The organism is Paraburkholderia strydomiana (assembly GCF_031456815.1).
Taxonomy (GTDB): Bacteria; Pseudomonadota; Gammaproteobacteria; order Burkholderiales; family Burkholderiaceae; genus Paraburkholderia; species Paraburkholderia caledonica.
Map to the genome: position 1 here is coordinate 76135 of NZ_JAVDVL010000003.1, position 22996 is coordinate 99130.

17 protein-coding genes are annotated in these 22996 nt (G+C 59.3%); 6 read left to right on the forward strand and 11 right to left on the reverse strand.

The window, feature by feature from the left end:
* Window positions 1–10: 10 nt before the first annotated feature.
* Both J2W46_RS09925 and J2W46_RS09930 read right to left on the reverse strand, forming a co-directional pair.
* On the reverse strand, window positions 11–1126 hold the full coding sequence (locus J2W46_RS09925) for a glycosyltransferase family 4 protein (RefSeq protein WP_310353249.1): 1116 nt from the start codon (window positions 1124–1126) through the stop codon (window positions 11–13).
* Between the two features lie 45 nt (window positions 1127–1171).
* Complete coding sequence (locus J2W46_RS09930; protein WP_310353251.1) at window positions 1172–3490, reverse strand: polysaccharide biosynthesis tyrosine autokinase; 2319 nt, start codon at window positions 3488–3490, stop codon at window positions 1172–1174.
* A gap of 1125 nt (window positions 3491–4615) precedes the next feature.
* Here J2W46_RS09930 and J2W46_RS09935 point away from each other — a divergent pair.
* Together J2W46_RS09935 and J2W46_RS09940 are read left to right on the forward strand one after the other, a co-directional pair.
* Window positions 4616–5497 (forward strand): GlxA family transcriptional regulator, encoded by an 882-nt coding sequence (locus tag J2W46_RS09935; RefSeq protein ID WP_020068480.1) that lies wholly within the window; start codon window positions 4616–4618, stop codon window positions 5495–5497.
* 104 nt (window positions 5498–5601) lie between these two features.
* The gene (locus tag J2W46_RS09940; RefSeq protein ID WP_310353253.1) at window positions 5602–6624 is read left to right on the forward strand and encodes an ATP-grasp fold amidoligase family protein; all 1023 of its coding nucleotides are present in this window, start codon (window positions 5602–5604) and stop codon (window positions 6622–6624) included.
* A gap of 124 nt (window positions 6625–6748) precedes the next feature.
* Here the strand turns inward: J2W46_RS09940 and J2W46_RS09945 are convergent, their stop codons facing one another.
* Window positions 6749–8071, reverse strand: coding sequence for a hypothetical protein (locus J2W46_RS09945; protein WP_310353256.1), 1323 nt, complete (start codon window positions 8069–8071; stop codon window positions 6749–6751).
* Between the two features lie 1596 nt (window positions 8072–9667).
* Between J2W46_RS09945 and J2W46_RS09950 the strand changes: the two genes are divergently transcribed.
* Window positions 9668–10672 carry a hypothetical protein gene (locus tag J2W46_RS09950; RefSeq protein WP_310353258.1) on the forward strand — a complete coding sequence of 335 codons (1005 nt, stop codon included), beginning with the start codon at window positions 9668–9670 and terminating at the stop codon, window positions 10670–10672.
* Between the two features lie 64 nt (window positions 10673–10736).
* On the opposite strand, the gene cyoD is transcribed toward J2W46_RS09950, so the two are convergent.
* The 8 genes from cyoD to araD form a co-directional block, all read right to left on the reverse strand.
* Entirely contained in the window at window positions 10737–11069 is a 333-nt protein-coding gene (gene cyoD / locus J2W46_RS09955) for a cytochrome o ubiquinol oxidase subunit IV (RefSeq protein WP_020068476.1), read from the reverse strand.
* The gene (cyoC, locus tag J2W46_RS09960; protein WP_087754342.1) at window positions 11070–11678 is read right to left on the reverse strand and encodes a cytochrome o ubiquinol oxidase subunit III; all 609 of its coding nucleotides are present in this window, start codon (window positions 11676–11678) and stop codon (window positions 11070–11072) included.
* 3 nt (window positions 11679–11681) lie between these two features.
* Window positions 11682–13697 carry a cytochrome o ubiquinol oxidase subunit I gene (gene cyoB / locus J2W46_RS09965; RefSeq protein ID WP_310353261.1) on the reverse strand — a complete coding sequence of 672 codons (2016 nt, stop codon included), beginning with the start codon at window positions 13695–13697 and terminating at the stop codon, window positions 11682–11684.
* A gap of 3 nt (window positions 13698–13700) precedes the next feature.
* The gene (gene cyoA, locus J2W46_RS09970) at window positions 13701–14594 is read right to left on the reverse strand and encodes a ubiquinol oxidase subunit II (protein WP_310353263.1); all 894 of its coding nucleotides are present in this window, start codon (window positions 14592–14594) and stop codon (window positions 13701–13703) included.
* A 349-nt stretch (window positions 14595–14943) separates the two neighbouring features.
* Window positions 14944–16011: a LacI family DNA-binding transcriptional regulator gene (locus tag J2W46_RS09975; protein ID WP_310353265.1), complete on the reverse strand. Its 1068-nt coding sequence runs from the start codon at window positions 16009–16011 to the stop codon at window positions 14944–14946.
* A gap of 132 nt (window positions 16012–16143) precedes the next feature.
* On the reverse strand, window positions 16144–17472 hold the full coding sequence (locus J2W46_RS09980) for an MFS transporter (RefSeq protein ID WP_088175432.1): 1329 nt from the start codon (window positions 17470–17472) through the stop codon (window positions 16144–16146).
* A gap of 88 nt (window positions 17473–17560) precedes the next feature.
* Window positions 17561–18295, reverse strand: a complete 735-nt coding sequence (locus tag J2W46_RS09985; RefSeq protein ID WP_310353269.1) for a ribonuclease activity regulator RraA — start codon at window positions 18293–18295, stop codon at window positions 17561–17563.
* 18 nt (window positions 18296–18313) lie between these two features.
* Window positions 18314–20104 carry an L-arabinonate dehydratase gene (gene araD / locus J2W46_RS09990; RefSeq protein WP_033379589.1) on the reverse strand — a complete coding sequence of 597 codons (1791 nt, stop codon included), beginning with the start codon at window positions 20102–20104 and terminating at the stop codon, window positions 18314–18316.
* A gap of 210 nt (window positions 20105–20314) precedes the next feature.
* On the opposite strand from araD, the gene J2W46_RS09995 reads away from it, so the two are divergent.
* Genes J2W46_RS09995 through ligK form a run of 3 tightly spaced genes read left to right on the forward strand, consistent with a single transcriptional unit; the run spans window position 20315 to window position 22923 of the window.
* Entirely contained in the window at window positions 20315–21160 is an 846-nt protein-coding gene (locus J2W46_RS09995) for an IclR family transcriptional regulator (RefSeq protein ID WP_310353273.1), read from the forward strand.
* A gap of 51 nt (window positions 21161–21211) precedes the next feature.
* Window positions 21212–22237: an amidohydrolase family protein gene (locus J2W46_RS10000; protein WP_310353276.1), complete on the forward strand. Its 1026-nt coding sequence runs from the start codon at window positions 21212–21214 to the stop codon at window positions 22235–22237.
* Window positions 22238–22239: 2 nt separating this feature from the next.
* Window positions 22240–22923: a 4-carboxy-4-hydroxy-2-oxoadipate aldolase/oxaloacetate decarboxylase gene (gene ligK / locus J2W46_RS10005; RefSeq protein WP_310353281.1), complete on the forward strand. Its 684-nt coding sequence runs from the start codon at window positions 22240–22242 to the stop codon at window positions 22921–22923.
* Window positions 22924–22996: the final 73 nt, after the last annotated feature.

Below are 22996 nucleotides of genomic sequence, written 5' to 3' on the forward strand. Positions count from 1 at the left end.
CCGACATGCGCTAGCCCGCCGACGCGCGGGCCGGCACGCCCGTCAGCTGCACGCCTGCCTGCCCTTTGAGAATCTCGAGCACGGTCTGCGCGGTCACGTCCCAGCGAAACTCGCGCGCACGAGCGAGTCCCATTGCCCTATAACGTTGTCGCAATACGTCGTCTGTCATCATTAGAGAGATCTTCGCGGCAATGTCGTCCGCCGATGTGGAGTCGCAATACATCGCCGCATCTGCGCAAACCTCCGGTATAGAGGTCAGCGACGATGCGACTACCGGACAGCCGCAATACATGGCCTCGAGCGGAGGCAGGCCGAAGCCCTCGTACAGCGACGGAAAGATAAGACACCCGGCGTTTTCATAGAGTGCTTTCAGCTCGCCGTCAGTGACGAAACCGGCCCACACCACTCTTTCCGATTGCGGTTTCTCTTCAGCGAGTTCGCTATTGAAGATGCGCGCATTCTTGCCACCGACCACTACGAACTTGACGTGGTCGAGATGCCCGAGCTTCTCTATCGCTTCCAGCACGCGTTGCAGGTTCTTGCGCGGATCGAGACTGCCGACCACGACGCAATAGGCGTCCTTGACGAGATTGAGCCGCTCGATCACCGCAGGGTCCGAGGTAACGCGGTCCAGGTGGTCCGCAGCGGGACTCACTACTGCGACTCGCGATTCGTCGATCTTCAGGTGGTGGCAGATCCGCGATCGGGAGAACTTCGACACCGTCAGAATCATCGGCTGCATTCGTGGCAGTATGAAGAAACAAAGGCGGTACCACAGTACGAATTTTTTGGAGAATCCGCCCGGCACGTCATACACCGCCATGTCGTGGAGCATCACCACCTGCCGGCGTTTCAACACCGGGTTCATGTTGCAGAGGTTGACGAGCCTGACGCCTCTCGTGGCAATGGGCAGTGTGATCTGTTCCCACAGCGTGCCGCGAAGCCATGGGAAGCGTCGCTGCCATTTCAGCAGCGCGCCCGGCTCCTTTGCATCGCGCGGCACGAATACCTCGAGCTTCTCGCCCGGCGGAACCCGCATTTGCATCGCTCTCGTCAACTCATACGCGACTCTCTGCACACCCGTGACCGGCTGCGAAGTGAATTTACCGTTGATTGCAAACGCCATCTGCTTCTCCGTTTTGCGAGTTCATCGAACGACGTAGCAACTCGCTCACGTTCGCAGGGATCCACCGGTTGCGTCGGCATCGCCATAGTCGCTCGCATAGTTGGTTGCATAACCGTAGGTGCGAGTACTGCGTCGAAGCGGAATACCGTTGAACACCGCACCGGCGATGCGGCCGTCCGCGCGCTCCATCTTCTTCACGGTGTCCTCGATCTCTTCCTCCGATTGCATGCCCGAGCGCAACACAAGTAGCGATGCACCCGCTTCGCTCGCAATGATCGACGCGTCGGTGACCGCAAGGAACGGCGGCGTATCGAAGATCACCAGATCGAACTGCCCGCTCAGGCGCTCCAGCACTTCCTTGAAACGCGGCCTTGCGAGCAAGGCAGCTGGATTGTCAGGGCGCGAACCGCACGACATGAACGAGAGACCGTCGATACCCGTATGACGCAGCGCATTGCGCAGTGGCATACGGTCCGAGAGAACCTCGGAAAGACCGCCGCGATTGTTCTGATTGAAGAGCGATGCGAGATGGCCGCGACGCATATCGGCATCGATCAGAAGAACTCGCGCGCCGATCTCGGCCTGCAGCGTCGCAATGTTGGCCGCGACAAAGCTCTTCCCCGCCGATGGAGTCGGCCCGATCACCATCAGAATGTTGTTGCGTGAATGCGCGAGATCGCGTGCCAGCGAAGTGCGCACTGCTCGCAGCGCCTCCACAGAAGTGTCGTTCGGGAAGCGTTCAGCAAGCACCTTGGTGCCGCCGCCTGCCACCTGGATTTCTGGCACGCCGCCCGTGGCCGGCTGAGGCAGCCCTGCCCGCGCGGCAGCACCAGGCAGCGATTTCGCGCCGGCATTCGTTCGATCGAGCAACAACTGCTGCTGGCTGAACAGGATCTCGCCGAATACCGGCACGCTCATTCTGCGTTCGACATAACGCGGATCCGTTACGCCCGTCAGCACATGTCGGCGCATGAAGACGAGCACAACGCCGGATACGAGGCCGAGTACGAGACCGCCAGGAAGCACCAGAATCGGCTTCGGTTTAACCGGACGATGCGGCGTAATCGCTTCGTCGACCACGTGCGCTCCGCCAGTGGTACTTGCACGCCGCACCTGCAATTGCTCGGCCTTCTGCACCATGCCCAGGTAGATCGTTTCCGCCACCTTCTGCGCGCGAATCAGATCGACGCTCGAACGTTCGGACGCGGGCATACCGTTGAAATGTCCATCGAAGCTCGCCTTCGCGTTCTTCAGTTGCGCAAGCTGCGTGTCGACGCTTTGTACCCAACGGCTCTGCGGCGTATAGCGCTCGAGCAATTGCGTGCGTTGCAGCTGGAGCGTTGCGATTTGCCGGTCAATGTCGAGGCCGCCTTGCAAGTAGGCCTGCGCCTCTGCTGTCGGCTGCATCGACTGAGAATTGGCCCGGAATGCCTTTAGCGCTTCTTCGGCTTTCCTCAGGTCTGCGAGCAGGCGAGGAAGTTCTCCGTTGATGAACGCGAGCGTGGTGGTGTCGTTGAGTTGCCGGCTGGCAATCGCCGTCGCCAGGTATTGCTGGCCCAACGCATTCGCGACTTCAGCAGCCTTCGCCGCGCTTTTGTCGGTGTACTCGATCTGAAGAAGACCGGAGTCTTTGACCTTGTCGCTAACCTTGATGGTTGCGTCGAAACGCTTGATCGCGTCCACCGCATTCCACCGCACTACCGTGAATTCGGTGCCCGGGCGTGCGACAAGTTCATCCACGCGCATTGAAATGCCATTACTGGACACCTGTTTGCCGATAACGCCATGGAGGAATACCTGATCTTGCGGCCCGCGCAATTCGTAGGTATTGTCCTCTCCAGCAACCAGCGTCATTTTTTCTTCTTCCAGATCTTTGGGAACGTCAAGCGTGCCGATCTTTACCTGCTCGCCTCCCCATGCGTACGACTTGAGTCCAAGCCATGGCCGGGACGGCTCACCAGGCGTCGCAAACTTCTCTGCAATGTCGCCGAGCAGCGGTAGCTTGTGCGGCGTCACGGAGACGTCGAACCGGAAACGTTGGATCACTGGCTCGAGCACGGAGCGGCTGCGCATGACTCCCATTTCCGTCACGGTAGACGGTGCGGGCGGAGGCAGGTTCTCCTGATTCTGGAGTGCAAGACCGAGCGCATTCGGTTCGGGCGGATCTACGCGAATGAGTACATCCGCGGAATAGATCGGGGACGCGATGAGCAGATAAGCGGCGGCGAGGCTGACCACGACGACCGTGGTAAGTACGATCTCCCAGATATGGTCGCGCATCAGACGCAACATGGCACTGGGGCTTAATTGGCCGCGCTCTGTACTGGCAGTCGCCGGGAGCGAATTCAGAGGATAGTAGTCCACCGGTTTGATCCTTCCATGTTTGATGGGCACAGTAATGAGTCGACACCGCCTGGCTCAACCAACGGTCCGCGGCTCCTGCCGTCTCTGACAGGAACGCATATGGCGTAGGCCCGACGTTTGATCGGGGACTACGTCATGGTTTGCCAAGCCAAGTGGCTGTCCACCTGCTTGAATTGATCAAAGGCTGCGCCGTTGGCAACACGGCTCGCCCCCGTCTCCAGACTTTCAATCCCCCAGATCACGAAGCGATACGCTTGACACCGCGCTCCGCGTTTAATTCCGTACTACAAATCGTTAGCTTTTTATTACACCAGAGACCGACCTACAGTCGACTTCGCAAAGCGCGGTCCGGCCCCGGACTCATGTGAGCGATGCCTCGTCGTACGTCGTCAGTGCAAAGCACTTAAAGACACGGCAATTACTACACCTCAATCAACTTCTTTACGTGACAAAGGTGAAGAAATTGCGCATTGCTGGCATTCGATAGCGCCTACCGGGGCAACCGCTACTTTTCTACAGATGCTGCAGTGAAGCATAGCGTCGGTTCGAATGAGTGCATCACCCGGGGCGTAAATTCGGGTGCTAATGGCCGATTCCGTGGAAGAGATCACCACGCAACACACAATTTAGAAAGTGTTGTAGCTATCTGCAATGGATGTAACAGAGTGATACCGGTCTGTGCATTCAGCGTTATGCGCCATTTGTGTCTCTTCTCACGGGGCCGATCCGGCGCTGCCGGCGTGAAATACCTCGTAAGCCTTCTCCCACGGGGCTTTGAAGGCAAAGACCGCTCTTTTGCCCTGCAAACGCGCATTCGTTCGTTCCAGCAATTGTTGCTGACTCGGACAGGCTTTCGTATGCCTTTATTCAGGCGCACAAGGTAAGTATTTCTCCAATCCTCCGAATTGCGCCAAAACACCATCGATTACCGGCCACCATCGCCAGGGTCATTTGAGTACGCTAATCTCGACACGTAGGCAGTGATTCACCCTGTTTGGAGAACTAAGCGTGACGACTTCCACCGATTTTCTCAGGTCGTACATTGATGCGCACCGGACCAGTCCAAAGGCTGCAACACGGAAAGCAGCGAAACACATTGGGCTCTTAGTGTCCCAGGAATGCTCCATGGCGACTGCTGGATCTATCGGCGACGCATTCCGTCTGGCAAACGAATTGTCAGAAGACACAGCACCCGGGTCTCCCTATTCGCTTTCAGTACTTTCTGAAAGCGGCGGGCTCGTAACCAGTTCGTCTGGCATATCGATCTGGACCCAAAGTATCGAGCGCCATCGGCTCGGCGAATTCCACGCGTTGTTCGTCGCCTGTCGCGACGCGGCGAGGGCGTTGGAATCCAACGACCGTCTGCTTTCATGGATAGCCCGTCAAGGCTCTATTGCATCGTTCGATATCCAGCAAGGCGCCAACATGGTCGTCATTTGCAAGGATCCGATGCATTCCACAGTGCCGATCTTCGTATTCGACGACGCTCCGACGACGACGCGGACCAGCAGTGCCACGCCGACAGACCTCGCCCTTGCGCAGATCGAACGCGACCTCAGTACCGAGATCGCCCGAAAGATCGCCGACATGCTGCAAACGACCTACGTCGAGTCAGACAAATTCGAACTCGACGATGCGAGCATTACCACCACGACAGAGAAGATTCGCGAGTCCGCGCGTTGGATCAAGGAGAACTACAGCAATCCTATCTCCGTGGCAAAGGCTGCGGAGTGCGCGGCCATGAGCAAACGAAACTATCAGCGCCGTTTCAAATTCGAGTTCGGCATGACTCCGCTCGAATACCTGCTGCGCACGCGTTTTGAAGTTGTTCGTGCGATGCTGCGCAACACCGATCTGCCGGTAGACAAGATTGCCCGGCGATGTGGAATGGGCGACGGCAATCGCCTGGGCCGCCTATTCAAGGAACGCTACGGCATGTCTCCCACGCAATTCCGCGCGCAGCAGCGCCTGGAAGTGGCAGAACGATGCGTCGCAATCGACGACTGACGGTCCGGCATCAACACAGCCAGGCGGCGCGCGGTTGAGAGACCGCGCCGCCCGGCTTTGCGCGCGCATCGAGCGTCGCCAAGCTATCAGATATGGAACAGAAAATGACAACCACCAAATCTGCGCGGTTCTCCAACGAAGCCGGTACATCTACCCTGCGGGGCAGGAAAGCCGATATGTCGGAAGACGACGTACCCGACGACTGGCTGCTCTCGCACGACGCCGCAAAGCCAGCGCAACCGCGTAGGCAATCGAGCGTTAGAAGACTCAAGGAAGCGGCCAAATCGATGCTGCCGGCGCCCTTGTTTCTTAGTCTGCTGCATCACAAGGAGATTGGCCGCTACCCGAACCTGCGTCGGCCCACCACCTTCAACGAAAAGATCCTGCAGAAGAACTTGCGGCCGGATCCATGGTTCGTCGAGTTGACCGACAAGCTCACGGTCCGTGAGTACGTCGCGAAAAAGCTGGGCGAGAAGCACGTTATTCCGTTGCTTTCCGTCCCCGACGCTTTCACGCAAGAAGTATTCGATGCTCTGCCGAATGCGTTCGTCATGAAGGCAAATCACGGCAGCAGTTATGTGGAGGTTGTCAAAAACAAGTCGGCAACTTCATTCGAACAGTTGCGGGACCTTGCAAACTACTGGCTGTCGCTCGACTTCTACAAGATTGCTCGTGAAAGTCACTACCGCAAGATCAAGCCACGCATCTTCTTCGAGCAGCTGTTACTCGACAGTAGCGGCAACATTCCCGCCGACTACAAACTGCACTGCTTCGGCGGGCGTAGCGGACGACCGATCATCTACATCCTGGTGATTTCCGACAGATTTGGCGGGAACACAAGAGGTGATGTATACGACGTCGATTGGAACCATCTCGACATAGCAATCGGCTATTACAAACGCAGTCAGGTGCCGGCACCCCGCCCCGAGAACCTCGACGCGATTCTGCAAGCGGCCACGAAGCTCTGCGAAGACTTCGACTATGTTCGCGTGGATCTGTACGCGCCGGATAACCACGTGTACTTCGGTGAACTAACGTTCACACCGGGAGCAGGTGTTCTGCCCTTCACGCCGGATAGCACCGATTACGACTGGGGAAGATTGGTTCCGGACACGTTCTGCCGCTGATATCGGACAGTAGCTTCTGTCCCGGCACGGACCACTTAGTAGCCATCAAATGCAAAATGAACCCGGCCCCATCCTGCAAGCAGGCGGGAACCAGGTTCATTAACCGATAAGCGGTGAAGCGCGCTCAGGTGTCGGCGTGGCTCGAAGTAAAGCTGGTGAATGCGTTGTACGGCGCGTCTATCGGTGTGCCGTTGATCATGATGCCGTAGGTGTTGTTCCCGCTATCCAGCACGTAGTACATGACCGACTGAATGTTGTGCGTCTTTCGTGCGCCGTAGAAGGCGGCAAGCCTGTCCGAGATGTAATTTCCGCGATAGCTCTCCGAGCGCTCCGGACCTGCGTTCCATTCAGTGACGATAAGCGGCACGCCATAGCGGGCCTTGCAGTACGTTGCAAGGTCGAAGCCCGGACCTGCGCCGTCGGTCCCGATGTTGAACAGGTCGCCATAAACTTCGTAATTGTGCCAGGTCGTAATGTCCCAACGTACCTGCGGATGACCACCGCTGCCGTCGGGTTGCCTGCCGTCCCATAGTGCGTCGGCTGCACCGACGTCTGCAACGCAGAAATTGATGCCGCACTTCGCGGACGACTGCACCGACTTCACACCGTCGATCATTCCGCGCATGACGCCGCGCATGACTGGCCAGTTCGCATTGTTGAAGTCGCTCGCCTTTGAGCCGGCGTAGGTGAAGTCCATCACGGTCGCGTCTTGGCGCGTCAACTCGTTGCCGCATTCGTAGATCGTCACGCCGTAGGGCTTCAATGCATTCGCGACAGTCGAGCCGACGGAGTAACCGCGGCGATATGCGGTCGACTCACTTCCGATCACAGCGCCGCTTGCGTCATATACACCCTCGTCGATCAACACGAGCAGCGTGAGTCCTGCCGACTGGAAAGCCTGCGCGAGCTTGACTACAGCATTCAATTGCCTCGGATCGTCGGATACGCCAACGCGGTAGCTCGTGCAATTCATGGCCTTCAGCATCGACACGACCTTCTCAGGCGTGTACGTATAGTCATAGTGGCCATTCATGCCGTAGAAGCTTCCTGGAACAGGAGCCACGTCGATGCGAGGATCGCTGCAAGGAAGCCATTGCTCTGCGACATCCGCGTTCACGAAGAACTGACCGGCGGTGCCGCAATGCCAGATCTTGCCGCCATACCAGAGCACAAGCGACACGTTGTACGTATTGCCAACGGTAGAGCCGTTTCTGTAGATCACACCGTTGGCGAGCGTCCATACGTCGCCGGAGCTGTCGGTGATAGAAGCGGCCGAAGGGATGACCGTTCCGTTCGCGGATGCAGCGGCAGCTTTCGCCGTTGGGCTTGCGGAAGCTTTGGCTGCCAGACTCGCGCCGCCGTCTTCACCACCACCACCACAGGCGCTCAAAAGATAGCTACCGGCAAGGGCCGTCAGGCCTCCAAGAAATTGTCGTCGTTTTACCATGTTTGTTTTTCCCACTGTCGAGAAAGTCTCGATAAAAAAGCCGAAGATGAGTTTTTGAAGTTCAGCAGAGTTGTTTTTAAACAGCTCTTATTAATTCGTTGTGCTTAATGATTCAGAATGACGTGTCATATCGCCAGCAACCGCTGTAATTGCAATCACATTGCCAAAGACAACGTGGACTAACATGCCCGGGCAAACAGACAAAGCTGCGCCTATCGCGATGCGCTCGACGCCGCGATACTTAATGAACCATCTGGAACGAACGCTGCGGCACATTCGCCGCTGGAACACGTCGCATTGCCGCGCAAACGTTTAACCAAGAGAACGCAATTGACTGCACTGCTCGGAAAGTTGTTCGCTTCCATGCCGCGACAGGGGTAAATCGTACCCGCTTATGTCGGGTAGGTCACATGGAAAATAGTCGTTTTCGGCCAAAAAGCACGATCCTTTCCGTGAACTTCGCATTTCGCAAAAATTTCTGCTTTCTGATGATGATCGGAAGATTAGATGGATAGCACGTCGGGCAAGCTGACCCCGGTAAGAAGTTTCGTTTTCCATGTTCCTTGCAGTAATAGTTCCCCAATCAGCCGTGCGACGCGAGAGAGACGGGAAATTTCTTCTTAAATCAGACGATTGCAGCCTGAACAACATCACGGTTCGGTTTGCACACGGATGGAAATTTCCTCTTCCAATCTTCGTAAGAAATTTCCTTTCTCGTGGTTTACGCTATTCCGCTTTGATTTCCCGGCGCTCGGGACGAAACGGCCGCCCAAGGCGATGCTTAACCGGGAGGTGTAGCGACTCACTTTACGAAGGATCTAACGCAGCCAAAATATCCTCAATGCTCAGTCACCGTGCCGCGATTTAGATTTAACGCTGTGGTAATCCAGATTAATTCATCAAGCGTCTAGTTTTGATCTCGGACACTGATCCGCGCGAAATCAAATCATGACGACCCCCGCCCTGACCTTTTCGAATATCGCGCTGATCTTTAGCGCATCGTCACGTGTAAACAGCGTGTAGACACCACGGCGATGTCAGCCCAGGCGCTGTACCGCGCCTCGCGAACTTTGCGCAGGAGAAAGCACGCTGTATATAAAGGCCGGGCACATCCGCCGTCCCGCCGTTCAACGACATTGCAGAACAAATAGGCTGGCGCGTGAACATGCTGGTGGCGAGCACGACCCAGAAAGAGTAGCCAGACAAGACACGTTAGCCGGTTCGCCAAGTTCGCGAAATTGAATGTGCGCGCAACCGGCCGTCAGACGCAGCAACTACTCGGCTACAAGCCAACAAAAGCCAACTTGCCCGCCGAGATAAATCTCGCAGAAGATTTCACAAGCCAGGACGATGCAGCGCGACCTCTTGCGACACAGGCGACAGCACGCGGCTAAAGCTTTGCAATGAATGGCAGACGAGCACTACACGAGGCCCATCTATGAGTGCGCCAGCACACGTAGAGGGCTATCACGCAGCGGTAGTGTTGAGCGTCCGGAGCGGATGGGCCGGACACCTCGATCGCCGCGACCATTTCTCCTTGCACCGCGGCTGATCACAAGCTACCTTCCTTGTAAGTACTCTGCTGACTATCGGATAGTGTCCGCGAATCGATACCGCAAGCATCGCCTTGCTCCGTTGTCGGCGATTCTGTTCAGCGCCCTGGCGGGCCTGTCGCCGCACGCGCACGCACAGGAATTCTCGCTGCTGGCCGGACCGCTCTTTAGTGCGGGCACGAATACCTATTCATGGAGCGCCAATTATCGCGAGGGCTTGGGACGATACGCGGCATGGAGTTTTTCATGGCTCAACGAAGGCCATCTGCCCAACCATCATCGCGACGGACAGGCACTCCAGGTGTGGGGACGCCTGCCGTTATGGAACGACCGGCTCGAGCTGTCGGCGGGCGCCGGGCCATATCGATACTTCGACACGACCGCGGCGAGCGCCGGAGGCGACTATTCAAACACTCACGGCTGGGGCGTATTGGGGAGTCTGCGCGCCGCCTACTACTTCGACCGACGCTGGATCGCCCAGGCGCAATTGAACTACGTGCATGCGTTCGGCGGCCCGGACACCACCGCGTTGATGTTCGGCGTCGGTTATCAACTCGAGGCGTCGGGTGAGCCGGGGCCACGTCAACGGCCGGTGTCGCGGACGTCGAATGTCACCGGTAATGAACTCACCATCCTGTTTGGCAAAACGATCCTCAACAGCAACGAGTCGGAATCGAGCAGCGCAGGAAGTCTTGAATATCGGCGGGGATTGTGGCGCTATATCGACGTGAGCGCGTCATACATTCACGAGGGCGGGCATATTCAATCGCGCCGCGACGGTGTAGCGGCGCAACTGTGGGCTACTCGCGCATTCTTTGGCGACCGCCTCGCATTGTCGGCCGGCGTTGGTCCGTACGTCGCGATCAAGCAGACCGACAACGTTCCGCAAGACCGCACGGGCGACGGTCGCGTATCGGCGCTTTTCGCCGTGTCGGCGAGCTATCGCTTCGGATCTCGCTGGCTCGCTCGTGTCAGCTGGAACCGCATAGTGACTCGTTACGACCGCGATACGGATCTGATCGAGGGCGGTATCGGCGTGCGGTTTTGAGGGCTTGTACGAAGCAGCCAGCGAAGCCGGGCCGCTTCATACATGGATGCGCAATCCCAACGGACTACCGCGACATCATGTTCATACTGACGTTATGCATGACCCACATCGTGCCGCCGATCAGAAACAATGCGGCTAATGCCGTATAACCGAGCGCCATGACGTTCCAGCGTTGTCCGGCCGACATGTCGATGTGCAGGAAAAACACCAGATGCACGACGATCTGCACGAAGGCAAGAATCGATAACGCGATCATCGCCGTCTGCGCCGGGAAAGTGCCGCGCATTACGAGCCCGAAGGCAGCGGCGGTCAACACCACGGACAGCAGGAATCCGCCAACATAGCCGCGCATGCTGCCGTTGCCCTGCTGCGCCGGAACTGATTGCATATGAGCCATTTACAGCACGCTCCCGAGGTAGACAAAGGAAAAGACGCAGATCCACACGATGTCGAGGAAATGCCAGAAAAGACTTAGGCACGTGAGACGCGTGATCTGGCGTTCCGACATTTTCGGACTCCGCATGATCTGCACGGCCAGCACCGCCATCCATACGAGGCCCACCGTAACGTGCAGTCCGTGCGTGCCCACCAGCGTGAAGAACGACGACAGAAACGCACTGCGGGAAGGTCCTGCGCCTTCGGCGATCAGGTGCGAGAACTCGCGCATTTCCAGAAAGAGAAACGCAAGACCGAGCACGAAGGTCACCGCAAGCCAGCCCAGGACGGCGGCGGACTTACCGCGCCGGGCGCCTAGCATGGCGAAGCCGTAGCTGATGCTGCTCAACAGCAGCGCGGCAGTCTCCACCGCGACGCCGCCGATGTCGAACAGATCCTTGCCCGACGGGCCGCCCGCGAACTGATGCGACATAACCGCAAACACGGCGAATAGCGATGCAAACAGCACGCAGTCGGTCATCAGATACAGCCAGAAGCCGAACACCGTATCCGACGAACCGTGGTCATCGTGTGCGCCGTGGTGCGTCACGGAGATTGTTTTCTGCGACATCGATCAGGCCTCCACAGCTTCGAATTCGCGGCTCTGCACCGCAGCGGCCGCCGGGCCACGCTTACTTTCGATTTCCCGCACGGTGTCGGCGGAGATGTAATAGCCTTCGTTGTCGCCGAAGCTGCGTGCAATTAGCGTGGCCACGATAGCCAGCAGTGCCGCGACAGCGAGCCAGGTGATGTGCCAGACGCCGGCAAAGCCGAGCACGAGACTGAACAAACCGATGAGCAACCCTGCACTGGTATTGGACGGCATGTGAATGTCCTGATATGCCTGATTGGCCGGGACTTTCGCGAGTCCGCTTGTCGTCGCCTTCATGTGAGCGTATGCGTCGAGCTCGTGCACCGTCGGAATGACGGCAAAGTTATAGACCGGCGGCGGCGACGCGGTCGCCCATTCGAGCGTACGGCCGTTCCAGGGGTCGCCCGTTACGTCGCGGTACTCGGGTTTATTGCGGTTTGCCACGCTGACCCATACTTGCGCCACCTGGAAAACCACGCCGACCGCGATCAGAGCTACTCCGCATGCAGCCGCAATCATCCACGGATGCCACGCCGGGTTGTCGTAGTGGTTCAGACGTCGAGTCACACCCATGAAGCCCAGCACGTAGAGCGGCATGAACGAAGCATAGAAGCCCACGAACCAGCACCAGAAGGCGCACTTGCCGAGCTTCTCGTTCAGCTTGAAACCGAATGCATTCGGGAACCAGTAGTGGAACCCTGCGAGGTAGCCGAAAACGACGCCGCCAATGATCGCGTTGTGAAAGTGTGCAATCAGAAAGAGGCTGTTATGCAGCACGAAGTCCGCGCCGGGAATCGCCATCATCACGCCGGTCATGCCGCCGATAGTGAACGTGATCATGAAACCGATCGTCCACAACACAGGCGCGGAAAACTCGAGTCGCCCGCGGTAGATCGTGAACAGCCAGTTGAATATCTTCACACCGGTTGGAATGGCAATGACCATTGTCATAATGCCGAAGAATGCATTGACGTCCGCACCCGAGCCCATCGTGAAGAAGTGATGCAGCCAGACGAGAAACGCGAGGACCATGATTGCGCACGTTGCATAGACCATCGTCCGGTAGCCGAACAACGGCTTCTTCGAAAAGGTCGCAATGACTTCCGAATAAATGCCGAATGCGGGCAACACCAGAATGTAGACCTCGGGGTGGCCCCATGCCCAGATCAGATTCAGGTACAGCATTGCGTTGCCGCCTGCCTCGTTCGTGAAGAAGTGCATGCCCATGTAGCGGTCGAGCCCGAGCAGCGCCAAGGCCACCGTGAGAATCGGGAACGTGGCCATGATCAGCACGTTCGAACAGAGCGCCGTCCACGTGAACACCGGCATTTTCATCAGCGTCATGCCGGGCGCGCGCATCCGCACGATAGTCACGAAGAAGTTGATGGCCGTAATCAGTGTGCCGACACCTGATAGTTGCAGACTCCATATGTAGTAGTCCACCCCGACGCCCGGACTGAATTTCAACTCCGACAATGGCGGATACGCGAGCCAGCCGACCTGCGCGAATTCGCCGATCACGAGCGACAGATTCATCAGGATCGCGCTAATCGCGGTCATCCAGAAACTGAGCGAATTGAGGAATGGAAACGCGACATCGCGCGCTCCGATCTGCAGCGGCACCACCAGATTGAACAGGCCGACCATCAGCGCCATTGCCATGAAAAAGATCATGATGACGCCGTGAGCCGTAAAGATCTGATCGTAATGGTGCGGCGGAAGATAGCCCGGAGAGTGATACGCCAGAGCGAGCTGAAGACGCATCATGACCGCGTCGACGAAGCCGCGCACGAGCATCAGCACCGCGACCACGATATACATGACGCCGATCTTCTTGTGGTCGACGCTAGTCAACCACTCGTGCCATAGCCATTTCCATTTGTGAAGCCGGGTCAGTGTCGCGACCACGGCGAGCACCATGACGATCATGAGAGCGCCCGCCCCCATGATGATGGGCTGATCGAACGGGATCGCGGAGAGTGTCAGATTTCCGAGCATATGCTAACCCCTTGTGCGGCAATTGCTGTTCTGCAAATCGAGAACATTGCCGTTGTTGTACTTTGCAATGATGTTCGTGAAGACCTTTGGGTCCACCGTCGAGAAATAGCCGACCGGCTCCTTCTCGCTCGGTTGCGCCACCGAGTTGTACTCGTTCATATCGAGCCGGCGCGGCGAGGCCTTCACTTTTTCGACCCACGCATCGAACTTAGCGGGTGTGACCGCGAGCGCGCGGAACTTCATGTCGGAAAAACCTTTGCCGCTGAAGTTGGCGGAGATACCGGCGTAATCGCCGGCATGGTCGGCTATCAGATGAAGTTGCGTCTGCATGCCCGCCATTGCGTAGATCTGGCTTCCCAGTTGCGGGATGAAAAACGAATTCATCACGGAATCGGATGTGACCTTGAAATCAACCGGTGTACCCACGGGGAACGCAAGCTGGTTGACCGAAGCAACGCCGAGTTCCGGGTAGATGAAAAGCCACTTCCAGTCGAGCGCCACGACCTCGACCTTTATCGGCTTGACCGCCGATTCAATGGGTCGGTATGGGTCGAGTTCGTGCGTGGTATTCCACGTCAGAATTCCGAGGAACAGAATAATCAGAGTGGGAACGGTCCACACTACCGTTTCGATCGCGGTGGAATGCGCCCAATCTGGTGCATAGGTCGCGCTACGATTGCTTGCGCGGTAACGCCAGGCAAACACCAGGATCATGATGATCACCGGCACGACGACGATCAGCATGGCCATCGTCGCCGTACTGATCAGCGACTTTTCGGCCACACCTACGCTGCCCTTTGGATCGAGCACGTCGAGATTGCTGCACCCCGCAAGACACGCGACGAGTCCAGCCCCCACGGGTACCAACACCCGTTCAATGGTTTTCTTATTCACCATATCTGCCTGATTTCCATGGACCGATCTGGAACGCTACACAATGTTCTCGCCATGAAGACCAGACCAATTACTTCATGCGCGGTCGGATTTTAGGAGCGCCCACCGGCCTGGAACATGATCTCGGACAAGCTAAATCAAACAATGTCCGCATCGGCATTCGATGCACGTGCGCATGCACATGCGCAATAGTCGCGAGTGAGTGTATTTCTGATCTGCGTCAAGTATTGCGCGCTCGCGGCGGCTCGATTCGCCGCCTCGTCAATCGCAAAGACACCAACGGAAAGAGGCCATGACGGCCTGACAGGCGCCGCTTATTCAACGGCGTGATGGAGATATTGCCGAAGCCGGATCAGGTCGTTGCGCGCTCCACGATCTGGAAGCCCACGTCGGTTACTTTGTTCTGCTCGGTGCCGGCCAGCCGGTCTAGCAGGCAGCGCGCCGCGGTGAGCCCGATCCGTGTGCCGTCGACGTGCACAGAGGTGAGCTCGGGCGTCGTCTCGGTCGCGAACTCCAGATCGCCGAAGCCGCAGATCGCGAGCTGCGACGGCACGCTCAGTCCCAATTGCCTGGCCGCGCTCAACGTTCCAATGGCGAGCAGGTCCGACCCGCAAAAAACCGCGTCGATATCGGGGGACTGCTCGACGAGCCGAGGCAATGCCGCCTTGCCGAGTGCAACCGAACTAGGCGGCGCGACGAGTACTTCTGCGATGTCGTGAATGCCCGCCTGCGCGAGCCGCTCACAAAAGCCACGGCGACGCGCGAGCGCCCGTTGGTCGTTTGCCGACACAAGCCCGGGCTTGCGCACATTCCTTTGCAGGAAGTGATCGGCCACCGCCGCGCCGATCCGGTAATGCGAGAAACCGACGAGCATGTCGATAGGCTGATCCGTCATGTCCCACGTTTCGACGATCGGAATGCCGACGTTCGCAAGCCGCTCGCGCAAGGAGTCGGTGTGCGCGACGCCTGTCAGCAGCACGCCTTCGGGCCGCCGGCTCAGCACTGCGTCGAGCAACGCCTCTTCACTCGAATCGTCGTAGCCGCTCAAGGCGAGCAGCACCTGGTAGCCCGCGCGCGACATCGTCTCGCTGAAGACCTGGATCGTTTCCGAGAACAGCGAGTGGGCGATGGTCGGCACGATCGCGGCAATCAGCCGTGAGCGCGACGACGACAAGCCGCCCGCAAGCCGGTTCGGCACATAGCCGAGCTTTTGTACGACCTGGCGCACGCGTTCGAGTGTTTCGGGCGCGACCGTCGCAGGACTGTTGAAGACGCGCGATACCGTGATCGGGGAGACACCCGCCTGCGCCGCGACGTCGGTGATGCGCAGGCCTTTCGGGCCGCCGCGCATGCGTCTGGCGGGCGCCGCCGCGTCGGGCAGACCGGCGTCGGCGGCAGCGGGCGGTTTCTGATTCGGCATGAGTGCTGACGGAAGTTAATGGATCGCGCGCCGTATTCTAAACTGGCTGAACCACGCTGACTTTCGCTAAATCGCGGCAACCCGAACGCAGCTCGGTCAGACGCGCCGCATGGCAAAGCGTGGTCGCACAGCCTACTCGGTCACGGGGACAGCATGTTGCGCCCCGCGTGCGCCTCTTTCGCGGCGCAAGATCAACAGCGTAATGACAGCGAACACGAGCAGACAGGTCGCGGGAATCAGCATCGGCGCCTTCACGCTGCCCGTTGTCTGCCGAACCCAAGGCACGAGATTCTGCGCGATAAAGCCGCCGATATTGCCGAGCGAATTGATCGCCGCGATGCCGGCTGCAGCACGCGCGCCGAACAGGAATTTGGGTGGCAAGGTCCAGAAGCACGGAATCAGCAGATACATGCACGGCGCGCCAAAGCACAACGCGATGAATCGCAGAGTGTTGGTCGGCAGAAACACCGCGCTCAGAAAACACACGACACCCAGCAGAGCCGAAACCAGCATCGCGACGATTGCGCGATTGCCGGCGCCGCGCAGCCTGGAAGGCAGCCACGCGAGCACGATGGTCGCCATCAGCCATGGAATGATGTTCAGCAGCCCGTTCGTCGTATTACTCACGCCGAAGCCTTTCACCAGCGTCGGCAACCAGTAACTCACGCCGTAAACCGAGATCGACAGCATCATGTAGTAGAGCGCCATGCCGATCACGCGCGGCTCGGTCAGCACGCTGAGCAGCGAGCCGTGCGTCGCGACGCCCGACTTGATCTGCGCGCGTTCGGCGTCGAGCGTGTGCGTGAGCCACTCTTTCTCGTCGGCGGAAAGAAACTTCGCTTGTTTCGGCGACGACGGCAGCAGGAACAGCACGACGACCGTCAATAGAACCGACGGCAGCCCCGTGACGATGAACACCAGTTGCCAGCCATGCAGCCCTGCAATCCCGCCCTTGTCGAGCAGCCAGCCGCAGATCGGCGCGCCGACCATATTGCCAAGACTGCTGCCCACCGTGAAATAGCCGAGCATGCGCACACGGTGTCGCGCCGGAAACCACAGCGTGAGGTAATAGATCACACCAGGATACAAACCGGCTTCCGATGCACCGAGCAGAAAACGCAGCACATAGAACATCGTGGCGTTCTGCGTGAAAGCGAGCAGTATCGTCACGACGCCCCATGTGAACATGATGCGCGCCATCCAGCGCGGCGCGCCGTACTTGTGCAGCATCACGTTGCTCGGCACTTCGAAAATGAGGTAGCCGATAAAGAACAGCGACGCGCCGAGCCCATAAGCAACCTCAGAAAGTCCGAGGCTTCCGAGCATTTGCAGCTTGGCAAAGCTGATATTGGAGCGGTCGATATAAGCGACCAGATAGAGCAGCCCCAGCAGCGGCATCAGGCGCAGCGCAAGGCGGTTGATCAGGCGCGATTCGGCAATTGCCGGTGTCGTGGTGCTCACAGCGTCTCCTCCGGCCGCGTTCGATGCGCGGACCTGTGTCCTGCGATAGATCAAGCGTGAATGGCATGTATTCAGGCGTCGCAGCGGCTCATTGGCGTTGTGCTCGCCATTGCGCATAAGTGGCCATGGTCTCTTCATTGGGCGGATACGTGCCGCGCAACGGCCGGCCTTCGTCGATCCGTTGAGCGATGAACGCCTCGAGCTGTTCCTGCTCGGCGGCATCGCGCGCGACATCGGCGGCCATCTCGCGCGGCACGATAACGACACCGTCCACATCCGCGACGACGATATCGCCCGGATAAACCGGCACGCCGCCACAGGCGATCGGCACATTCATATCGACGGCATGATGTTTCGCGAGATTCAGCGGCGCGCTCGCGCCCGCGCACCAGATCGGCAAGCCCAATGCGGCGATGGTTCCGCTATCGCGCACCGGACCGTCGGACACCATGCCCGCGACCCCGCGCTTAGCGAGGCGCAGCGCGAGAATCGAGCCCACCGACGCCACCGAGCGCTCGCCGCGGCAGTCCTGCACGAGCACACTGCCGACAGGCGCGGTCTCGACTGCCTTGCGTTGCGGATGGTCCGGGTCCTGAAACACGCCGACGTGATCGAGGTCTTCGCGCGCCGGGATATTGCGCAACGTGAACGCGGGCCCCACCAGATTCGGCGTGCCTGGTGCCGGTTTGGCGAGTGGTGCGACGCCTTGCAAAAACACGTTGCGCAAGCCGCGCTTGAAAAGTTGCGTGGTCAACGTGGCCGTGCTCACGTGCCTCAGTTGTTCGAGCGTCGCTTCGCTCACGACGATTTCGGATGCGGTCATCTCAGGGCTCCGGTTTGATTAGTGAATTTCGGGTTCGCTGCTTTTCGCACCCGGCGCATCGTGTGTGGTCGGCGCGCTTGGCACGGCCGCTGTTTTCACCGGCTCTTCGAGGAAATCGAAATCGCAACCCTTGTTCGCCTGCAATACATGCAGTTGATGCATCACGCCGAAGCCGCGTTCGAAGGGAAGCTTCGGCGGCTGCCATGCGGCCTTGCGCGCACTCAGCTCTTCATCGCTCACTTCCAGATGCAGACGTCGCGCGGCCACGTCGAGTTGGATCATGTCGCCGTCCTTCACGAGAGCAAGCGGGCCGCCGACAAACGACTCCGGCGCCACATGCAACACACACGCGCCATAACTGGTGCCGCTCATGCGCGCGTCGGAGATACGCACCATGTCGCGCACGCCCTGCTTCAACAGCTTCTGCGGAATCGGCAGTTGGCCCCATTCGGGCATGCCGGGCGCGCCCACAGGCCCCGCATGCTGAAGCACGATCACCGAATCGGCGGTGATGTCGAGGTCCTCCATGTCGATGCGCGCCGCCATATCCGCGTAGTCCTTGAACACCACGGCGCGGCCGCGATGATTCAGCAGATGTGCCTCCATCGCCGCGGGCTTGATGACGGCGCCGTCCGGCGCGAGGTTGCCGGTCAATACCGCGAGGCCGTCGCTCGCCACCACGGGATTGCCGCGCTTGCGGATCACATCGTCATTGAAAATTTCAGCACCCGCGATGTTCTCGCCGAGGGTCGAACCGTTGACCGTCATCTGCGAGCCGTCGATCAGATCGCCGAGTTCCAGCAGCAACGCGCGCAGGCCGCCGGCATAGAAAAAGTCTTCCATCAGATACTGACCCGACGGGCGCAGATTGCCGATCACCGGCGTGATGCGCGAAAGCTCGTCGAACCTTGCCGTCGTCAGGTCGATACCGGCGCGGCGCGCGACCGCCACGAGATGCACGATCGCGTTGGTCGAACCCGACATGGCCAGCACGGTGGTCACGGCGTTATCGAATGATTTCGCGGTGAGAATGTCCGACGGCTTCACATCGGTCCACACCATTTCGACGATGCGCTGGCCCGTCAGCGACGCGAACTGCGCATGCCGCGAATCGACCGCGGGAATCGACGAAAAGCCGGGCAACGTAAGACCGAGTGCTTCGGCAGCGCTCGTCATGGTCGACGCGGTGCCCATCGTCATGCAGTGCCCAGGCGAGCGCGCGATGCCGCTCTCAATGCCCTTCCACTCGTCTTCCGTGATCTTGCCCGCGCGCAATTCGGCCCAGTACTTCCACGTGTCCGACCCGCTGCCGAGCGTGCGGCCGTTCCAGTTGCCTCGCAGCATCGGGCCGGCGGGCAGGAAGATCGACGGCAGGTTCATGCTGATTGCGCCCATCAACAGGCCGGGCGTGGTCTTGTCGCAGCCGCCCATCAGCACGCAGCCGTCGAACGGATACGACTTCAGGATTTCCTCGGTCTCCATCGCGAGGAAGTTGCGGTACAGCATCGTGGTCGGTTTCTGGAACGGCTCGGCGAGCGTCATGACCGGCATCTCGACCGGGAACCCGCCGGCCTGCCAGATGCCGCGCTTGACCTCCTCAACGCGTTGCTTGAAATGCGTGTGACACGAGTTGATCTCGCTCCACGTGTTGACGACGGCGATCACCGGCTTGCCCATGTAATCGGACGCGTGATAGCCCATTTGTGCAGTGCGCGACCGATGGCCGAACGAGCGAAGGTCGTTGACGCCATACCAGCGATAGCTGCGCAGCTGTTCCGAGGTTTTGCGGTTCGCCACTGATGTCTCCATGGTAACGCTACCATCACGCCGCAAGCACTGCCGACGGGTGGAGCTTTTCGGGATGAATGCGATGGTAGCGATACCATCATCGCCTGTCGCTCAGGGATATCACCGACACGACGCACGGGTCAGTGATTGACGGCGAAAAGCGATCGGAATAGCATTGTTCCATCTGACGAGTATCAGTTCTATCTGATAGAACACAACGGAGACGGACATATGCCTCGCAATAGCGAAACCGTGCGCGCGCCGCAAGGCGTCACGGCCAGTGGAATCGACGTTCTGGATCGTGCGGCGTCGATTCTCTTCGCCTTTCGCCGCGACGACGAACCGCTCACGCTAACGCAGCTGTCCGAGCGCACGGGACTCTACAAGAGCACCCTCTCGCGGCTTGCGCAGGCGCTTTGCCATCACCAGCTTCTGATTCGCCGCGACGACGGCCGCTTCTGGATCGGGTCCACGGCAATACATCTAAGCGCCGTCTACGAGGCCGGCTTCGATCTGCGCGATGTCCTGCTGCCCGCGATGAAGGAGCTCAGCGCGGAAACCGGCGAGGCCGTCTCGTTTCATGTGCGCGAGCGCGATCACCGCGTGTGCCTCTACCGCATCGCATCGCGTCATTCGATTCGCGCGGAAGTGCAGCAAGGCGACACTCAGCCGCTCGAACGCGGTGCGGGCGGGCGCGTGCTGCTCGCGTTCGCAGGCGAGCCGGGCGAGCCGTACGAAACGGTCCGCTCCCGCTACGTCTATCTGTCGATGGGCGAACGCGATCGCGAAACGTCGGGCATCTCGGCCCCTGTGTTCCGCCTTGGCCAGGAACTGGTCGGCGCGCTCGGCATCGTCGGGCCGTCCGCACGCATGGGCATGGAGGAAATGGAGCGTTACCGCCCGCGCCTGCTGGAATTCGCGGCGCGCGTGACGAAGGCGCTAGGCGGCGACCCCGAGCCTTTGTTCGAAGCGGCTTCTCTTGACGCGGCGCCTGCACACGCGCCACTTGAGCATCAGTCATTGGACGACGGGCGTTCCGGCGCCTCGGAACAGACTCAGGCGAACGAGAAGGCCTAGGTAGTCACGCGAAAAATCCCGTCATACCGCATTTTATTTCGGAGTACATAGATGATCATCGACATTCACGGTCATTACACGACCGCGCCCAAAGCGCTGGAGGCGTGGCGTAACCGCCAGATCGCCGCGCTGGGCAACCCCACCGACGCGCCCAAGCCGTCCGAGTTGCAGATTAGCGACGACGAGTTGCGCGAGTCGATCGAGACGAACCAGTTGCGCCTGATGCGCGAACGCGGGCTGGACCTCACAGTGTTCAGCCCGCGCGCCAGTTTCATGGCGCATCACATCGGCAACTTCGAGGTGTCGAGCACGTGGGCCGCGATCTGCAACGAACTGTGCTATCGCGTAAGCCAGTTGTTCCCCGAGCATTTCATTCCCGCCGCGATGCTGCCGCAGAGCCCCGGCGTGGACGTGGCCACCTGCATTCCCGAACTCGTGAAGTGCGTCGAACAGTACGGCAATGTCGCGATCAATCTGAATCCCGACCCGTCGGGCGGCCACTGGACGAGCCCGCCGCTCTCCGATTGCTACTGGTATCCGATCTACGAGAAGATGGTCGAATATGACATCCCGGCAATGGTCCACGTGAGCACGAGCTGCAACGCGTGCTTTCACACCACGGGCGCACACTACCTGAACGCGGACACCACGGCTTTCATGCAGTGCCTCACATCGGACCTGTTCCGCGATTTCCCGACGTTGCGTTTCGTGATTCCCCACGGCGGCGGCGCAGTGCCGTACCACTGGGGACGCTTTCGCGGACTCGCGCAGGAAATGAAAAAGCCGCTGCTCGAAGAGCATCTGCTTAAGAACATTTTCTTCGACACCTGCGTGTATCACCAGCCGGGGATCGACCTGCTTACGAACGTAATTCCCGTCGACAACATTCTGTTCGCGAGCGAGATGATCGGCGCGGTGCGCGGCATCGACCCGCAAACGGGCCACTACTTCGACGACACGAAGCGCTACGTCGAGGCAGCGGCCATGAATCCGGAACAGCGCCACCAGATCTACGAAGGCAACGCGCGGCGCGTCTATCCGCGCCTCGATGCCGCACTCAAAGCACAAGGACGTTGAACATGTACGAACTCAGAGTGGTTTATCGCAACATCGCGCGTGCGGACAGCAGCGTCGCGGATGGCCTCGGCGCTCTCGGCAGCGCGACCGTTCACGAAGCCATGGGACGCGTGGGTCTGATGAAGCCGTACATGCGCCCGATCTATGCAGGCGCGCCGGTGAGCGGCACCGCCGTCACGGTGCTGCTGCATCCCGGCGACAACTGGATGATGCACGTTGCAGCCGAGCAGATTCAACCCGGCGACATCGTAGTGGCAGCCGTCACGGCCGACTGCACCGACGGCTATTTCGGCGACCTTCTTGCAACGAGCTTCAAGGCACGCGGCGCACGGGCGCTCATCATCGACGCGGGCGTGCGCGACGTGAGCGTGCTTACCGAAATGGGCTTTCCGGTGTGGAGCAAGGCGATCTCGGCGAAGGGCACCATCAAGGCGACCCTCGGCTCGGTCAACATTCCGGTGATTTGCGCGGGAGCGCTCGTCACACCGGGCGACGTGATCGTCGCGGATCAGGACGGCGTGGTCGTGGTGCCGTCGGCGAAGGCACAAGACACGTTCGATAAAGCCACCGCACGCGAGGCAAACGAAGGGCAGAAGCGTGAAAAGCTTGCCTCGGGCGTGCTCGGCCTCGACATGTATCAGATGCGCGAGCCGTTGAATCAGTTGGGTTTGCGCTACGTCGACTGAGTATGACGTTCGGCTTTTGCTGGCCCAACGCGGCGAGCGAGCGGTCAATTCTTGCTCTCACGTATTTTCACCG

What these genes read in the sequence shown, in the direction of transcription:
- ligK (WP_310353281.1), top strand. Translation starts at nt 22,240, where the DNA reads ATGTACGAACTCAGAGTGGTTTATCGCAACATCGCGCGTGCGGACAGC.
- J2W46_RS09940 (WP_310353253.1), top strand. Translation starts at nt 5,602, where the DNA reads ATGACAACCACCAAATCTGCGCGGTTCTCCAACGAAGCCGGTACATCT.
- J2W46_RS09995 (WP_310353273.1), top strand. Translation starts at nt 20,315, where the DNA reads ATGCCTCGCAATAGCGAAACCGTGCGCGCGCCGCAAGGCGTCACGGCC.
- J2W46_RS09925 (WP_310353249.1), bottom strand. Translation starts at nt 1,126, where the DNA reads ATGGCGTTTGCAATCAACGGTAAATTCACTTCGCAGCCGGTCACGGGT.
- cyoD (WP_020068476.1), bottom strand. Translation starts at nt 11,069, where the DNA reads ATGGCTCATATGCAATCAGTTCCGGCGCAGCAGGGCAACGGCAGCATG.
- cyoC (WP_087754342.1), bottom strand. Translation starts at nt 11,678, where the DNA reads ATGTCGCAGAAAACAATCTCCGTGACGCACCACGGCGCACACGATGAC.
- J2W46_RS09975 (WP_310353265.1), bottom strand. Translation starts at nt 16,011, where the DNA reads ATGCCGAATCAGAAACCGCCCGCTGCCGCCGACGCCGGTCTGCCCGAC.
- J2W46_RS09985 (WP_310353269.1), bottom strand. Translation starts at nt 18,295, where the DNA reads ATGACCGCATCCGAAATCGTCGTGAGCGAAGCGACGCTCGAACAACTG.
- J2W46_RS10000 (WP_310353276.1), top strand. Translation starts at nt 21,212, where the DNA reads ATGATCATCGACATTCACGGTCATTACACGACCGCGCCCAAAGCGCTG.
- araD (WP_033379589.1), bottom strand. Translation starts at nt 20,104, where the DNA reads ATGGAGACATCAGTGGCGAACCGCAAAACCTCGGAACAGCTGCGCAGC.
- cyoB (WP_310353261.1), bottom strand. Translation starts at nt 13,697, where the DNA reads ATGCTCGGAAATCTGACACTCTCCGCGATCCCGTTCGATCAGCCCATC.
- J2W46_RS09935 (WP_020068480.1), top strand. Translation starts at nt 4,616, where the DNA reads ATGGCGACTGCTGGATCTATCGGCGACGCATTCCGTCTGGCAAACGAA.
- cyoA (WP_310353263.1), bottom strand. Translation starts at nt 14,594, where the DNA reads ATGGTGAATAAGAAAACCATTGAACGGGTGTTGGTACCCGTGGGGGCT.
- J2W46_RS09945 (WP_310353256.1), bottom strand. Translation starts at nt 8,071, where the DNA reads ATGGTAAAACGACGACAATTTCTTGGAGGCCTGACGGCCCTTGCCGGT.